Origin of the sequence: Streptomyces sp. NBC_00576, assembly GCF_036345175.1 — a bacterium.
Lineage (GTDB): Bacteria > Actinomycetota > Actinomycetes > Streptomycetales > Streptomycetaceae > Streptomyces.
Window position 1 is genome coordinate 4,949,034 of sequence record NZ_CP107780.1, and the last position, 16,103, is coordinate 4,965,136.

General features: G+C 69.3%; 14 protein-coding genes. 7 read left to right on the forward strand and 7 right to left on the reverse strand.

Translation table 11 applies throughout. The features are described from left to right. The first annotated feature begins 30 nt into the window (after positions 1-30). Entirely contained in the window at positions 31-975 is a 945-nt protein-coding gene (locus tag OG734_RS21160; RefSeq protein ID WP_330289095.1) for a 1-phosphofructokinase family hexose kinase, read from the forward strand. Between the two features lie 42 nt (positions 976-1,017). Here OG734_RS21160 and OG734_RS21165 read toward each other — a convergent pair whose 3' ends face one another. Together OG734_RS21165 and cdgB are read right to left on the reverse strand one after the other, a co-directional pair. Further along, the gene (locus OG734_RS21165) at positions 1,018-2,028 is read right to left on the reverse strand and encodes a CBM35 domain-containing protein (RefSeq protein ID WP_330289096.1); all 1,011 of its coding nucleotides are present in this window, start codon (positions 2,026-2,028) and stop codon (positions 1,018-1,020) included. A 249-nt stretch (positions 2,029-2,277) separates the two neighbouring features. Continuing rightward, positions 2,278-4,014 carry a diguanylate cyclase CdgB gene (cdgB, locus tag OG734_RS21170; RefSeq protein ID WP_330289097.1) on the reverse strand — a complete coding sequence of 579 codons (1,737 nt, stop codon included), beginning with the start codon at positions 4,012-4,014 and terminating at the stop codon, positions 2,278-2,280. A 430-nt stretch (positions 4,015-4,444) separates the two neighbouring features. Here cdgB and OG734_RS21175 point away from each other — a divergent pair, with 430 nt between their 5' ends. Then, complete coding sequence (locus OG734_RS21175; RefSeq protein ID WP_330293736.1) at positions 4,445-4,969, forward strand: flavin reductase family protein; 525 nt, start codon at positions 4,445-4,447, stop codon at positions 4,967-4,969. Positions 4,970-5,028: 59 nt separating this feature from the next. Beyond that, a complete protein-coding gene (locus OG734_RS21180; RefSeq protein ID WP_330289098.1) occupies positions 5,029-5,499 on the forward strand; it encodes a GNAT family N-acetyltransferase in 471 nt (156 codons plus the stop codon). 373 nt (positions 5,500-5,872) lie between these two features. Here OG734_RS21180 and arfB read toward each other — a convergent pair whose 3' ends face one another. Then, a complete protein-coding gene (gene arfB, locus OG734_RS21185) occupies positions 5,873-6,310 on the reverse strand; it encodes an alternative ribosome rescue aminoacyl-tRNA hydrolase ArfB (protein ID WP_330289099.1) in 438 nt (145 codons plus the stop codon). Between the two features lie 241 nt (positions 6,311-6,551). On the opposite strand from arfB, the gene OG734_RS21190 reads away from it, so the two are divergent. Next, positions 6,552-7,127, forward strand: coding sequence for a TerD family protein (locus OG734_RS21190; RefSeq protein WP_330289100.1), 576 nt, complete (start codon positions 6,552-6,554; stop codon positions 7,125-7,127). Positions 7,128-7,394: 267 nt separating this feature from the next. Beyond that, positions 7,395-7,895 (forward strand): hypothetical protein, encoded by a 501-nt coding sequence (locus OG734_RS21195; protein WP_330289101.1) that lies wholly within the window; start codon positions 7,395-7,397, stop codon positions 7,893-7,895. 371 nt (positions 7,896-8,266) lie between these two features. On the opposite strand, the gene OG734_RS21200 is transcribed toward OG734_RS21195, so the two are convergent. Continuing rightward, positions 8,267-8,911, reverse strand: a complete 645-nt coding sequence (locus tag OG734_RS21200) for a pentapeptide repeat-containing protein (protein WP_330289102.1) — start codon at positions 8,909-8,911, stop codon at positions 8,267-8,269. Between the two features lie 211 nt (positions 8,912-9,122). Between OG734_RS21200 and OG734_RS21205 the strand changes: the two genes are divergently transcribed. Continuing rightward, a complete protein-coding gene (locus OG734_RS21205; protein ID WP_330289103.1) occupies positions 9,123-10,364 on the forward strand; it encodes an NAD(P)-binding protein in 1,242 nt (413 codons plus the stop codon). 246 nt (positions 10,365-10,610) lie between these two features. Here OG734_RS21205 and OG734_RS21210 read toward each other — a convergent pair whose 3' ends face one another. Then, positions 10,611-13,823 (reverse strand): Tat pathway signal protein, encoded by a 3,213-nt coding sequence (locus OG734_RS21210; protein ID WP_330289104.1) that lies wholly within the window; start codon positions 13,821-13,823, stop codon positions 10,611-10,613. 129 nt (positions 13,824-13,952) lie between these two features. Then, positions 13,953-14,606: a rhomboid-like protein gene (locus OG734_RS21215; RefSeq protein ID WP_330289105.1), complete on the reverse strand. Its 654-nt coding sequence runs from the start codon at positions 14,604-14,606 to the stop codon at positions 13,953-13,955. Here OG734_RS21215 and OG734_RS21220 point away from each other — a divergent pair. Next, positions 14,605-15,528, forward strand: coding sequence for an aminoglycoside phosphotransferase family protein (locus OG734_RS21220; protein ID WP_330289106.1), 924 nt, complete (start codon positions 14,605-14,607; stop codon positions 15,526-15,528). The two genes, OG734_RS21215 and OG734_RS21220, sit on opposite strands and share 2 nt — an antisense overlap. 29 nt (positions 15,529-15,557) lie before the next feature. Here the strand turns inward: OG734_RS21220 and OG734_RS21225 are convergent, their stop codons facing one another. Beyond that, entirely contained in the window at positions 15,558-16,058 is a 501-nt protein-coding gene (locus tag OG734_RS21225) for a GNAT family N-acetyltransferase (protein ID WP_330289107.1), read from the reverse strand. Between the last annotated feature and the right edge of the window lie 45 nt (positions 16,059-16,103).

Below are 16,103 nucleotides of genomic sequence, written 5' to 3' on the forward strand. Positions count from 1 at the left end.
ACCTTGAGCTGAAGGGGGGAGGCCGACGGGATGATCCTCACGGTGACGCTGAACACCGCGCTCGACATCACGTACCGCGTAAGGGAGTTACGCCCGTACGCCTCCCACCGGGTCACCTCGGTGACCGAACGCCCGGGCGGCAAGGGTCTGAACGTGGCCCGCGTCCTGGCCGCCCTCGGCCACGAGGTGACGGTCACCGGCTTCACGGGCGGCGCGACCGGACGGGCCGTACAGGAGCAACTCACCGCCGCACCAGGTGTGTTGGACGCCCTGGTCCCGGTCTCGGGTTCAACTCGCCGCACGATAGCGGTGATCGACGAAACGGCCGGAGTCGCACAGCCCACGGACGCGACCCAACTCAACGAGCCAGGACCGCAGATCACCCCGGCCGAGTGGTCCGCCTTCCAGGACGCGTACCAGGGACTGCTGCCGTCCGTCTCGGCGGTGGCCCTGTGCGGCAGCCTGCCGCCGGGGGTACCGGTGGGCGCGTACGCCGACCTCGTCCGCACCGCCCGGGCAGCCGGCGTACCCGTGCTGCTCGACACCAGCGGTGAACCGTTGCGACGCGGGGTCGCGGCCCGCCCCGACCTGGTCAAGCCGAACGCCGGTGAACTCGCCGAACTCACCGGCTCCCACGAGCCGCTGACGGCGGCCCGGAACGCCCGCAAGCGCGGTGCACGGGCCGTGGTGGCCTCCCTGGGCCCGGACGGACTGCTCGCACTCACCCCGGAGGGCCGCTGGCGGGCAACCCCGCCGGCCCACGTCCGGGGAAATCCGACGGGCGCCGGCGACTCAGCGGTCGCGGGCCTGCTGTCGGGCCTGGTCGACCGGCTCCCGTGGCCCGAACGCCTGACCCGGGCGGTGGCCCTGTCGGCGGCGACCGTACTGGCCCCGGTGGCGGGCGAGTTCGACCGGGCGACGTACGAGGAGCTGCTGGGCCGGGTGACGGTGACGGGCGAGGCGACGGCGGCTTAGGGCCTGCGCCGACGGGACCCCGCCCCCTTCAGGTCAGCCAGATCAGTCGCCGACCCAACCCTTGACCAGCCAAAGCTGATCGATGTTCGCGTCGCACTGGTTGCCCTGCTCGCACGAGATCTTGATGGTGTTGGTGCCCTTGTTGAGCTCGACGTAGTTGTAGGTCTCCGTCCAGCCCTTCGCGTAGTCGCCCTCGGCGGCCTTCGCGTGGTTCTTCAGATTGACCGGGCTCGTGGCTGCCGTGCCATTGACGCTGAGCGTGGCGTCGGCGTCCTTGCCCGGTACGCCGTAACCGACGTACAGCGAGTACTTGCCGTCCGCCGGAATGCCGCTCACGTTCCACGTGACGGACGCGCCCACGTTGTTGAAGTTGCCCACATAGACACCGTCGGCCGCCTTCGCGCCCTTGACGTCCGACGCGGGAGCGGCGCCGCCGCCGAGGAGCAGGGCCTTCGCGTCGATGGCCGGGAGGTCCTCCTCCGTGGCCGGCGCCGACTTGCTGGTCGAGGGGGACGGCGAGGCGCTCTGTCCCGTTGTCGGGGTCGGGCCGGCCTCGTTGTCCTTGTCCTTGTCGCCGTCGCCGCCCATCATGGCCACGCCGATCCCGATGACGACCGCGGCGACCACCGCGATCGCACCGATCAGCAGCCCCTTGGTGTTGGGGCCACCGCCTCGCCCGCCTCGGCCGCCACCGTTGCTGTACGCGGGCTGCTGCGGAGCCGCGGGGCCGCCGCCGAACGCCTCGGGCGCCTGGTAGTGGGCGTTCGGGCTGCCGTACGCCCCCTGCTGCTGCGGGATCGCCTGGCCGTACTGCGCGGTCGGGGCGGTCTGGCCGTACGCCGGCTGCTGGCCCGGGCCCTGGCCGGGGGCCTGTCCCGGGCCCGCCGGCGGGCTGTACTGACGCTCGCCGACCGGCCGCACCCGGCCGACCGAGTTCGGGTAGCCGTAGCCGCTGCTCGGCGGCTGGGCTCCGTTGGCCCGCCCGTCTTCGTACAGGTAGCCGAACGGATCGTCGTCCTCGGGCGTGCTCGCGCCGCTATTGCCGGGCGTCATCCCTAGGTACTCCTCAACAGGTGCGGGGTGGGGCTGGTCACAAGGTGTTGCGAGGTCGTGCGAGGCACTGCGGGGGTGTTGCGAGGGCCTGCGGAACGAGCCGCGCAGGCAACCAGTGCATTGCAATGCAATGCGAATGACGAGCCTACCCGCTCTCGCTGCCCCAAACGGGTGACTCCGGCCGCACAGAACTGCTACAGGCCTGCCACAGGGTCGCTACAAAGCCCCACAGGGCCGCTGACCTGGAGGTCATCCCGCCCGGCGGTGCTGTCTGGGACGAGATCGTTTCTCGATGTACATCCGCTCGTCGGCCGACTTCAGGACTTCGTCCGCCGTCATTCCGCAGTGTGCCCACCCGATGCCGAAGCTCGCACCGACCCGCATCGCGCGGCCGTCGACCCGGATCGGCTGGATGATCTCGTTGCGCAGGCGTACGGCGAGGTCCTGGGCGTCGGCCCGGCCGAGGCCGTCGGCGAGGACCACGAACTCGTCGCCGCCGAGCCGGGCCACCGTGTCGCCGTCGCGCACGGCTCCGCTGAGCCGCCGGGCCACCTCGATCAGCACCGCGTCGCCGGAGTTGTGCCCGAAGCGGTCGTTGATCGACTTGAAGCCGTCGAGGTCGCAGAAGAGGACCGCGAGCCCCTTCGTCCCGTCGTCCTGCTCGCCCTCGGGGGCGACGGTGTGGACGTGGTGGTCGTACGCGCCGTATGCGTCGGGGGCGGCGCGGAAGTCGAACTGGTGGCCGTTCACGTCGTACGGCTGGAGTCCGCCGTCCGGCACAGGCACAGGCACCGGCGCCGTCGTGTACTGGTCGTGCGTGCCGTAGGCGTCCACCTGAGCGTGACCGTAGGCCGCGTCGACGGACTCGACCAGGCCGGGCACCGCCGTCTGCGGGCGCTGGCAGAGGCGAGAGCTGAGCCGGGCGCGCAGTTCGGCGGAGTTGGGCAGGCCGGTGAGGGAGTCGTGGGAGGCGCGGTGGGCGAGCTGGAGCTCGCGGCGCTTGCGCTCCTCGATGTCCTCGACGTGGGTGAGCAGGAAGCGCGGGCCGTCGGCGGCGTCCGCGACGACGGAGTTGCGCAGCGACACCCACAGATACGAGCCGTCACGGCGGCAGAGCCTGAGCTCGGTGCGCCCGCCCTCGGCGGAGGTGCGCAGCAGGGTGCCGATGTCCTCGGGGTGCACGAGGTCGGAGAAGGAGTAGCGGCGCATCGCGGAGGCGGGGCGGCCGAGGAGGCGGCACAGGGCGTCGTTGGTCCGGAGTATTCGCCCGTGCTGGTCGCCGCCCATCTCGGCGATGGCCATGCCGGAGGGGGCGTACTCGAAGGCCTGACGGAAGCTTTCCTCACTGGCCCTCAGTGCCTGCTGTTCACGCTCGAGTCTGACCAGTGCCCGCTGCATATTCGCACGTAGACGCGCGTTGCTGATCGCGATGGCGGCCTGAAACGCATACATCTGGAGCGCTTCTTTACCCCATGCGCCCGGTCGGCGACCGTTGCGCGGCCGGTCCACGGACAGCACGCCTATCAGTTCGCCGCATGTGCCGCCGGGCACACTCGGGGTGAACATCGGCGCGAAGAGCCGGTCCGAGGGGTGCCACTCGTCCTCGAAGCGCGGGGCGGGGCCGTCGGTGTACCACTGCGGGACATCGTCGTCGTCGAGGACCCAGCCCTCGGTGTGCGGTATGAAGACCAGGTCGCCCCAGGTCTCACCCATGGCGAGCCGACGCTCCCAGGAATCACGCGAGCCGACCCGGCCGGTGATGAGGGCCTCGGCGGCGGAGTTCCCGGCGAAGGCGGCGACGACGAGATCGCCGTCGGGGCGGACGAGGTTGACGCAGGCCAACTCGTACCCAAGGCCGTTGACGACGCCGTCTGCGACGGTCTGAAGGGTGTCCGCCAGACTGCGCGCGGTGTTCATGTCCGCCATGACCTGGTGCAGTTGCCGCAAGGTCGCGAGACGGACATACGGCTCCTGGTCGGTCTCCATTCGCCCTCCTTCCGCCTTTCTCACCTTCCCCGCCACTGAATCACAGCGCGCTGCCCACTCGGTACACAGGGTCAACAAAAATGGGCACCTGTGACTCAAGTCACAGCGAAAGATGAGCAATTGAGTGGAGTTTCTGGGTTCTTCCTGTGCGTTTACTGAACGCAAACTTTGTATCTGTGCGGATACTACGAGCGAGGATACGGGCGAGAAGAAGTCCGCGTGGCCGTTCCCGATCATTGGGTCTCGGTCCGGAGTCCTAGGTCCCGCTTCGGGCGCTGGCCCGATGCGGTGACAGGGAAACGGCGAATAGCTTTTCCGTGTGCTGACTCCCCCTGCCGTACCCACCCCGCCGGCCCCACACGCCACCACCACAGCCACCACCGCCTCCCCCGCCCCACGCGCCTCCCGTCCCGCCGGGCATCCTGGGGGAGTGAGCAACGACGACTTCCGCGCCGCCATGTCCCGCCTGGCCTCGGGCGTGGTCCTGGTGACCGCACAGGAGCTGTCGCTCGACCCGGACGACCCGCAGGCCCCCGGCGGTGAGGACGTCGGTATGACGGCGACCGCCTTCCTGTCGGTCTCCCTGGACCCGCCCCTGGTCATGGTCAGCGTGCGCGAGGGCTCCCGGATGGACGACCTGCTCGACGAACAGCCTCTGTGGGCGGTCTCCGTCCTCTCCGAGAACCAGCGGCACATCGCGGGCCGCTTCGCGATGAAGGGCCGCATCAGCGACCGCCTCCTCTTCGCGGACCTCCCCTCCATCAGGGGCGAGGCGTCCGGCGCCCTCCTGGTGGGCGGCGCCCTGGCGACCCTGGAGTGCCGTACGGAACAGCGGGTGCCGGCCGGCGACCACACCCTGGTGATCGGCCGCGTCCTGACGGCGACGGCTACGGCACCGAGCGCGGACGGGGGTCCGCTGGCGTACTTCCGGGGCCGGTACCGGCAGTTGGGCTGAAGCCGGGCCGACGGGAAACCCGCTGGTCACGCCGGCGCCAGGCGGCATAGCTTGCCCGTATGACGAACGACGACACGCTCCGGCTGGAGCGGATCAGCTCCGACAACTTCGACGCGGCCGTCGCCGTACGGGTCCGGCCCGACCAGGAACACGCGGTCGACCCGGTCGTGAAGTCCCTGGCCGAGGCATACGTCCATCCGCGCACCGCCTGGCCCCGGCTGATCCTCGACGGCGAGCGGCCCGTCGGTTTCCTCATGGCCTTCTTCGACATCAACTGGGGCGACACCGGCACCGACCTGCGCTCCGGCCTGTGGCGCCTGAACATCGCCGCCGACGAACAGGGCAAGGGCTACGGCCGCTTCGCCGTCGAGTCCGTCGCCGCCGAGGTCCGCCGCCGCGGCGGCACCGACCTCTACGTCACCTGGCACCCCGGCCCGACCGGTCCCGAGCCCTTCTATCTCTCCCTGGGCTTTCGCCCCACCGGCGAGACGAGCGGGGGCCAGACGGTCGGGGTGCTGAAACTGGCCTAGAAAGTCGATCACGCCGATCTTTGCGTGTACGAACGTAAATGTCGGGACTCGCTCCAGCCGCGCGCCGCCGACGACACACGCGGAACCCGGCGCGCCGGAGCCCCCGCCGCGCCGCCGGTCTCCCCCGAACGGTTTCATCGGCTTCGGCATCCGCACCGGGCATTCGATGGGCAACGGCCCGGAGACGACTTCGATGCGTGCAACACGAATGGCAGGGCGAGAAATTCATTCCACGGGCCGTTCCGCGGTTCTTTTTCCCGGCGGTCCGGAAATTCACGATCGTTCATCCGCCGCCACCCTCGGTCACTCCTCGGCCACCCCTCCACTCCAGGGCGACCGGCTGACCGAGGACCGTTAACAGGACCCTTAGCGACTAACCCCAGTCCCGTCCCGTACGACCCCGCTTCACATCCGCGCGTGCCTTCTTCTGCCGCAACCGGCGTTCGTTGATTCCGCGCGGGATACGGGTGGGCGTGCGGGGCTTGGGCGGAGGTGCGGTGGCCTCGGCGAGGAGGGCGGTCAGGCGTACGGCCGCCGCCTCTCGGTTGCGCCACTGGGAGCGGTGCTCGGAGGAGCGGACGGTGACGACTCCGTCGACGAGCCGGCCGGCGAGGCGCTCCAGTGCGCGCTGCTTCCAGACGTCGGGCAGCGCTTCGGTACTCGCGAGGTCGAGGCTCAGCTCCACCCTGGAGTCACTGGTGTTGACGTGCTGCCCGCCCGGACCACCGGACCGCGAGAAACGCCACATGAGCTCGGCCTCGGGGAGCGAGACGGAGCCGCGGATGAGGTAGGGACCGGCCATGCCCACCATGGTCGCGCGACTGTCCGGTCCACGTCACCCCGTTTTCATCACAACCTGTTTGCATCACGACAAGCACGACAGCACGACAGGCCGTCAAGGTAGGTAAAGAAAGTAAAGGCACGCGGAACCTTCGGGACCCCCGTCGGCGTTCATAGGGGTGACGGTAGCTTCGTCCCCGTACGGGGCTCCCGCCCCGCACGCACGTACGCATGTACGCACGTATGTCAAAACGAGGGAAGGACTCCCAACAATGGCTGTAAGCCTGTCCAAGGGTGGCAACGTCTCGCTCACCAAGGAGGCTCCGGGCCTGACCGCCGTCACCGTGGGCCTCGGCTGGGACGTCCGCAGCACCACCGGCACGGACTTCGACCTCGACGCCTCGGCGATCGCGGTCAACACACAGGGCAAGGTCTACTCGGACGCCCACTTCGTCTTCTTCAACAACAAGCAGACCCCGGACAGCACGATCGTCCACACCGGCGACAACCGCACGGGCGAGGGCGCGGGCGACGACGAGGCGATCAAGGTCAACCTCGCCGGCCTCCCGGCCGACATCGACAAGATCGTCTTCCCGGTCTCGATCTACGACGCGGAGAACCGCTCGCAGAACTTCGGCCAGGTCCGCAACGCCTACATCCGCATCCTGAACGAGGCGGGCGGCGCCGAGATCGCCCGCTACGACCTCTCCGAGGACGCGGCGACGGAGACGGCGATGGTCTTCGGCGAGCTGTACCGCAATGGCGCGGAGTGGAAGTTCCGCGCCGTCGGCCAGGGCTACGCCTCGGGCCTTACAGGCATCGCCCAGGACTTCGGCGTCAACGTCTGAGTCGATCGCCGAGCTGCACACGGCGGCTGAAAAGCCCCCGCCCGAACGCGAGTTGGCGTTTGGACGGGGGCTTTCGCGTGCCCGCGTCGCCGTGCAACACAGTGCCCGCGCAGTGCCCGCACACGGGGATGTCCCAGGCCGTCGACGAGTTCCTCACCCCCGCCGTCGGCGAGTCACGGGTATGACCCGTCGCGCGTCGCGCCACGGGTCGCGCCCGTGCGGACACGGGTTCATGGATGGCAATCCCGCCGTGACACCATCACCTCCGTGCTCGATATCGGCTACGCCCTCTCCAACCGGTTCCCGGACCCCCCACAGACCGACTACCGCCGTGCGGACGTCCACGCGCTGCGCCACGACCTGTTCTGCGGAGACGTCTACCTCGCCGACACCAAGGCGGACCGGGAACTGTCCACAGCCTGGGGATGGGTGCCGGTGCTCGACTTCGCGTGGGCACTGTGCGACATCGTGGAGCAGCTGGACCAGGACCCCGCGGGCTCCCGCGCCGCCCGCCCCCAGTACGCGGAGCTGGACTTCACCGAGTCCACCGACCGCATGCTCTTCGAGCGCCGCTTCGGGTGGGTGGACATCGAGTCCGACTGGATGCCGGCGGAGGAGCCCCCGCTCACCTTCTCCCACGCGGAACTCCGCAAGGAGGCGAGGGACTTCCTGCACGATGTCCTGGCCGACCTGATCGACCTCCACGACGCCCTCGGCGAAAACCCGGCCATCTGGACACTGCAGGCCCGCTTCCCGAGGGTGCGCTGAGCGACAGCGCCCCCGAGAATCCCGCCCCATCCCCCGAGGGCTGCCGCCCCCGGCCCCCCGCCACAGCCCTGAACGGGCCTCGTCCTCAAACGCCGGACAGGCTGAATGGTGCAGGCCGACGCTGGAGATGCGGGCCATGAAGAGGTACCGCCCGGGCTGAAGAGGCACCACCCGGGCTGGAGATGCGGGCCTGCGCCGAGGGAGGTTCGAGGCCGCCCTGCAATCGTGCCGAGACGGGTGGGCGGGTGGGAAACACAACCTGTGCTGCACCGGCGTTGCCTCTCAGCCGCCCGGCGAGACGAATGTGCCGCTTTCGAGGGCGCCCGCCAAACAGACCGAGACGGGCGGGTGGGTGGGAAACACACCCCCACCTACTCCACCCGCACCCCCAACTCCGCCGCGAACACCCCCGCCAGATCAAGCAACTGCACAGGACTGATCACCGCCCCCGCCAACCGATCCACCCCCCGCGCGAACCCCAACTCCGCAGCCCGCCGAAAGTCCACGTCTCTCAGCCTCGCCTCACTGAAGTCCGCCCCCTTCAGCACACAGTCCACGAACTCCACCCGCTCCAGCACCGCACCCCCGAAGTCCGGCTCCACCAGCACACACCCCTCGAAGACGACATCCTTCATCTTCGCCTTGCGCAGGTTCAGATAGTCGATCTTCCCGCCCCGCACCAACACCCGCTCCAGCACAGCACCGTGCAACTGCACCCCGCCCAGCCGGGCATCGACCAGCTCCACATCACGCAGCGTCGACTCGGCGAGGTTCGTGCCGACGCCCCGTATGCCCGTGAGGACCGAGTCGAGCAGCCGGGCATGATGCAGCCGCGTCTCGTCCAGCGCGCACCCCGTCAGCGCGCAGTCCATGAAACGGGCACCGCCGCCGTCCTGCCCAGCGAAGTCGGCCTCCCGGAAATCCAGCCCGTCGTAGTCCCCGTCCGCCTCCAGTTCCCCGCCTCCGAACGGCTCCAGCGACGGCAACCGCACCTCGGGCCGCCGAGCCCCCTTCACCCCAGAACCAGAACCAGAACCGGCCCTGGCCCCGGAACCACCTGCTCCACCCACCACTCGCCTCGCCATGCCCCCCATCCTGCACCCCACCACTGACAATCCCCCTGACCTGCAAAAACGCTCCCCGCACCACCCCATGTCACATTCCGCCCCCGCGAGCCGTCCTACGGGCAGAAGGCAGAAAGGCGCCCACCACAGGGAGACCCAGAACATGCACCCGGTCCGCACCCACACCCGCACCGGCACCCCCGCCCGCACACCCATCACCGTCATCGGCGGCGGCTTCGCCGGCCTGACCGCCGCCATCGCCGCCGCAGAGGCCGGCGCCAAGGTCACCGTGTACGAGGCCCACCACACCCTCGGCGGCCGGGGCCGCACCGCCGAGGGGCCCTACCGTACGAACGACGGCCCGCACGCCCTCTACAGCGGCGGCCCGCACTGGACCTGGCTCACACGCCGCGACCTGATCGGACCGCTCGCCCCACTCCCGCCCCTCGAAGCCGCCCGATTCCACTTCCGCCACCAGGGCGCCCTGCGCCGCACCCCACCCCTCGCCATGCTCAAGCTGCTGCGCCGCAGCGCCCAACAGGCCCCCATGGACGTCGACTTCATGACCTGGGCCACCGAGCAGGCAGGCGATAAGGGCGCCCTGGCCGCCGCGCACTACTCCGCCGTCGCCCTCTTCCACCACGACCCCGGCACCCTGTCCGCGGCCTTCGTACAGGAACGACTGCGCCGCGCCGCCGCCCTCCCACCCGAGGCCCACTACCCCCGAGGCGGCTGGGCCAGCGTGATCGACCGGATGGCCGCCCGCGCCTGGAACCTGGGTGTACGGGTGGAGACGCTGTCCCGAGTCGACACGCTCCCCACCGGCACGCCCGTCATCGTCGCCACCTCCCTCGACACCGCCCGACGCCTCCTGGGCGACGACACCCTCACCTGGACCGGCGCTCGTACGGTCCTCCTCGACCTCGCCGTACGCACCCGGCGCGGCGACCCCTTCGTCGTCTCCGACCTGGACGCACCCGGCTGGCTGGAACGCTTCACCGCGCAGGACCGCACCCTCGCCCCGGCCGGCGAGCAGCTCCTCCAGGGCCAGTTCCCGATCGCCCCGCGCGCCTCCCGTACCGAGGGCATCGCCCGCGCCGAACAACTGCTCGACCTGGCCTTCGACGGCTGGCGCGAACGCGTCACCTGGCGCCGCGAGGCCACCGCGAACGGCCGTACCGGCGCGGTCGACCTGCCGGGTACGAGCTGGCGCGACCGGCCCGCGATCGAACGCGGCGACGGCGTCTACCTCGCCGGCGACCAGGTGGCCGCCCCCGGCGTCCTCGCGGAGGTCTCCTTCAACAGCGCGCTGACCGCCGTTTCACTGGCACTGGGCAACCGCCGAAACCGCGACCGCCTCCACCATCTCGACCCTCTCAACCCTCTTGACCTCAAGCGCGCTTGAGGTCAAAGAGTAGGGACCCCAGCCGCCCACCACACCCTCGAAAACCGCGGCACGACCGGCAAGGTGGTACTGGAGCCATGACGCACAGTTGAGGGGGCGAGCCCACCAAGGCCCGCCCCCTCACCGTTCGAACCGCCGAACCGCCGAACCGCCGAACCGATAACGACCGACAACGACCGACAACGACCGACAACGACCGACAACGACCGACAACGACCGTCCACCAGCCGCCCCGGCCGCCTCAACTCACCGCGCGACCGCCCCCGTCGCCTTGCTCACCGCGACCCCGTCCTGGTGCCCGGCCCGCCGCGCGGTCACCTTCACGGTGATCTTCTTGCCCTTCTGGGCCGCCTTCAGCACGAGCGAGGACTTGGTCGCCCCCGCGATCGCCTGACCGCCCGCGTACCACTGGTACGCGTACGACGTCGCCGCCGGACTCCACGTCCCGGCCGACGTCTTGAGCGCCTTCCCGACCTTCGCCGTCCCGCCGATCACCGGCAGCTTCGTCGCCTTGGGCGCATCCCCCCTCGCCACGGCCACCGCGGCCGAGGTCGCCGACCCGCTCTTCCAACCGCCCTTGACCGCGGTGACGGTCACACTCAGCTTCCTGCCGAGCTGCCCGGCGGGAACGACATACGCCGCCGCAGTCGCCCCCGCTATCGCCTTGCCGTCGGCCTTCCACTGGAAGCTGTACGAGGACGGAGCCGCCGACCAACTCCCGGGCGCCGCCGTCACCTTGGCACCGACCTTGACCGTGCCGGTCACCTTCGGCGGGGCGGTGCTCCTCAGCTGGGGCTCGGCCACGGTGAAGAGTCCCCGCTGGAACTCCCGGCCCCGCGCGATCACGCTGACGCTCCACGTACCGGTAGCGGTTTCGCCGGTCAGGTCGAGGGTCGCCGTCAGCGTCCGGTTGTCCGGGGACACGCCTACCGTCCGCGCGGTCAACGTCCTACCGGACTGCGCCAGCCTGACCACGGAATCCGCCGGAAGCGCGGCCCCCGTCACCGTGAGAGTGACCTTCGTGCCGGCGGCTCCCGTCGCCGGACTCACCCCTGTGACATCGAGTTTCTCAGGGCCGCACTGCGCATACGAGCACACCAGCCTGGCGCTGTAGGAGGTAGCGGACACCTTCTCCGGCAGACCGAGCACGAACACACTCGGAGTACTCGCCCAGGATGAGCCGAGCGGGTCGCAGTCGTAACCCTCCGGGATGTAGTGGATGCAGCCATTGGCCCAGGTCGACGCGTTGTACAGCGCAGGCACCGCCGTGTCCGCGGCGCCGGTCGTGTCCTTGATCTCCGTCTTGAAGTGGTCGAACCCGGACGTCGGCAGCGCCGCACACACCGCCGTGTGCGCCTCGTCCAGCCTGCCCAGGATCGGCCCATACCCGTACGCCACCGACGGCACCTTCACGCACTCCGGCGCCGGACCCTCGGCGGTCGCGATCCGCAGGGCGTCCAAACGGAAGGCATCCGGCGCCCTCAGGGTCGCCGGGACCTGCACGAGGACCTGGTGACTGGTGGAACCGGTAACCGCACAGGCGTTGTTGCGATACGAGCACTCCGTGTTCCCGTCAGCACCGATGACCGCGATGTTGCCGGTGCCCAGAGCGTCCCGCACGTTCATGTGCACCACATCCGTGGCGCCCGACGTGGTGATCCGACGGCAACTGAGGGTGCCCGGACCTCCATACGCACCGACAAGGGACGCGCCACCCACCTTGGCCGCCGCACTCGTGACACAACCCGCCGAACCAGCGCTAGCCGTCACGTCCCGGCGCGCCAGCGTGTACGTGGCGACCTTGTCCCAGCCATTGACGAGCACCGTGTGAGCGCTGCCCGGAGTGAGTCCACACACCGTCCAGCCATTGGTGGTGGCCCAGCGTTCACAGACCTGCTTGCCCGTGGAGTCCACCACCGAGAAACCCGCGCTCACCCCGCCCGAGGTGGCGATCAACTGGAAAATCTCCGCCTTCGTGTGTCCGTTCGCCGGGATGGTCAGACAGTGCGCGAAGACACCGCCCCCAGTGGCGAAGGACGCCTTGGCACCGTTCACGTCGAAACTACCGGCAGGCAGTTCGGCACAACCCTGCGCAGTGTCCGTACGAACCAGGTCGATGCCGTACGCCCCCGCCAACGTCCCAGAATCCGAGTGAACCAGCAGACGATAGGGCGCAGTGCCGGTGGGCGCACACGTGCCCGCACTCAGCGTCGTCTCGTCGCACTGCCCGACACCCGCGCTGTCGACAACCTCGTAGTCCGCATCAGGCCGCCCGCCGAGCGAGGTCAACGCCCCGAACGGCACCCCCCGCGCACCCGGCAGCACCAGACAGTCGTACTGACCCGGACCACCGAACTCACCCTGGTACAGCCCCCAACCGACCGTACGACACCCCTCGGTGCCCGTCCGGTCGAGGAACACCGTGGCGTACTCCGAGTCGCTGACCGCAGTGGGGTCACCCACCACCAGCGTGTACGTACCGGCGGCGGGAAACGCGCACCAACCACCCGCCTGACAAACCTTCCTGCCCGCACCGTCATAGACGTACGACCACAGATCGTCGCCCTGCTCACGGCCGATCGGATTCACCAGATACCGGCCCGCGGCGAGCACACTCAGCGAACGGCAACGCACCCCACCCGCCTCGGGCACCGTCCCATACACACCGACCGCCACCACCGGGCAACCCTCGGCGTCAGACAGCCTTCGGACCTGGAACTCGTAGTCATACGGCAGCTGGTCGTCGTTGAAGACGTACGACAGCACGCGATACGGGCCATCACCAGGCAGCACACACCCGTCCTCGTCGTCGCGCACACAGATGTCCGTACCGCTCGCGTCAGTGATCCACTGCCGTACATTCGAGCCGCGATAGACGACAACACGCTCACCCGGCGCGCCCCGGAACGACCGGCAGTCGACCTCGACCGGGCTGACCGCCGTACCGCTCGTCACCGGCTGCCCCCAGGACGTACCGACAGGCTCGGCACAACCCTCGGACCCGGCCAGCGCGACAACGGCCAGCTGATAGTCCGTGGCCCCGGAGGAACCCGAGTTGTCGACCACCACGGTGTACACACCCGCCGCCGGAAAATCACACCACCGCACGCCGTAACCAGGCGCCGTGCACTCGACGGACGCACCGTCGGCATCCACGACATTCGCGTAAGCGCCGTCCCGGGGATCCTCCACAGACACCTGATGCCGCCCCGCCTGGGCCGTCACCGTGTAACAGGCCTGCGCCCCACCCTCCAGCGTGCCCCGGGCCACGGCCTCCCCCGGATCACCGAACGGCGCGAGCGCGAGCGGCGCACACTCCGACTCAACGGCCCGCGCGGGCGCCGCCCCCACCGTCGTCGTCAACGTCAACAACGAGCCGAGCAGCGCGACCAGGACGGCCCAGACGAGCAGCGGCACCGCCGACCGCCCGCGTCTTTCGGACAGGCAGAAGCCAAACATCGAAATCCCCCCGGAACAATGGTCGTTGAGGCCCATGAAGGCCAACGTGACGATGGTGGCACACAGATCTGACACAACACCCGCCCACATCCGGGCAACAAACGGAGGGCCAAGCGACAAGGCCGAACATCAACGCCTCAACGCCCCCAGCGTCTCCCTCGGACTCCACACCTCCCCACCCCGCCGACCCGTCAACGGCCAACAGGCAAACCCAACAAGCACCGCAGTGAAATGCCCGAGATCAGTGAACGTACGAGACAAGACGAGCGGCACCCCGTACACCACAAGAACACCCCCCACATACGCATACCGCCAAGGCCGCGCCACCCGATACGCGAGCACGGCCACCACCCCCGCCAGCCCGTAACTCACCCCGAAATCCATCGTGTCCGCCGCCGACGCCGGCGCAGAACCGTCCCGGATCGCCCGCCACACCGCACCCTGACTGACCAACGTCGCCAACACATGCGCACTCACACACACCACAAGCCACCGCACGGTCCCCAACCACCGCTCGACCGACGCATGAAACACCGAATACAGAACGAGGTACGGAGTCCACCACCCGTCGATCCACATCGCACTGGAGATCAACACCCGCACCGGATGGTCCGACAACTCATTGATGTTCGTCGACCGCTGCCGCAGGAACTCCTCCTGAAACTCCGCCGACATGTGATGTATGGCCACCGTCGTGAAGAACAGGACCAGCAGCCACACATAAGTGCCCGGAGCACTACGAACGTAAGCCCACACCCCGCGCGGACCCGCCGAAAATCGCATGCCCCAAATTTACGCACGCACATACAGTCGCCAAGTGATCCGCATCCGCGTCCCCGACGAACTGGCCGCCACACAGCTCAAGTACAACGGGGAGGCAGGCCGCGCCTTCATCACCGCACTCCCCACCCGCACCGCCGACTTCCTCGACCACTGGAACCTACGCATCGACGGCCAGGCAATGCACGGCGTAACAGCCCTGGTCCTCCCGGTCCTACGCGCCGACGACACCCCAGCCGCCCTCAAACTCCAACTCCCGGACGACGAGAGCAAAGACGAACCAACCGCCCTCCGCCACTGGAACGGCGACCACGCCGTACGCCTCCTGGACCACGACCCCACCACCGGAACGATGCTCCTGGAACGCCTCGACCACACCCGAATGCTGTCCCACCACCCCGACGCCCACGAAGCCACCCTGATCATCGCCGACCTCCTGACCCACCTCACCGCCATACCGGCCCCACCCGGCATCCGCCTCCTCGGCGACATCGCAGAAGGAATGCTGAACGAAGCGCCACAGGCACTCCCCCAAATCCCGGACCCCGAAGCCCGCACCCTCCTCAAGGACTGCGCGGCAGCCCTACGCGAAGTGGCCCCGGAACCCGGCGACCGCCTCCTCCACTGGGACCTCCACGACGAAAACGTCCTCGCCGCCCACCGCGCCCCCTGGCTCGCCATCGACCCGAAACCCCTGGCCGGAGACCCCGCCTTCGACCTCTGGCCGGCCATCAACAACCGCTTCGACGCCAACGACATCCTCTGGCGCTTCGACGCCCTGACAGACGCCCTGTCCCTGGACCGCGAACGGGCACGCGCGTGGACCCTCGCCCGGGTACTCCAGAACACCCTGTGGCACATCAAAGACGGCGACCCACCAGAGGAACCGGACCTGGAGATCGCACGCCGACTACGCCACCCCTGACCCACGGCGACGGCAACCGGAACCACTACTCACACAACGCACTCCATACACACCAGCCGCTCCCGCCCATCCCACGACTCGGTGACGACGAACCCGAACCGCTCGTACAGAGCAATGGCCCCGACCCGCCACTCCCACACGGACAGCCGCACGCTGCTGACCCCACCTTCCGCAGCACCCGCAAGCGCGGCACGGAGCAGACCGGAAGCGATCCCCCGCCCCCGGAACTCCGGATCCGTCCACAACCTCTTGATCTCCGACCGCCCACCGACGGAAGCGGCCACCACCACACACCCCACGGCAGCGCCCCCGCTCAGGGCCACCAGCACGACATCGCCGACGAACGCGGCCCGCGGATCCGAGATCTCCGCCCGATACCGCCCCGGCAGCCCGTCCACGTCGGCAACGGCCTGGCCCTTCTCGGCCTCGGTCCGCAGGTGATAGGCGGCCAACAGCCCGGCCAGCCCGCTATCAGCGGAAGGGGACTGCTCCGGCCAGCGGACGACCACAACCTCGCGCTGATCAGTCATGGCGCGAGCATAAAAGAAGCCCAGGTCAGCTCGGAGCTGACCTGG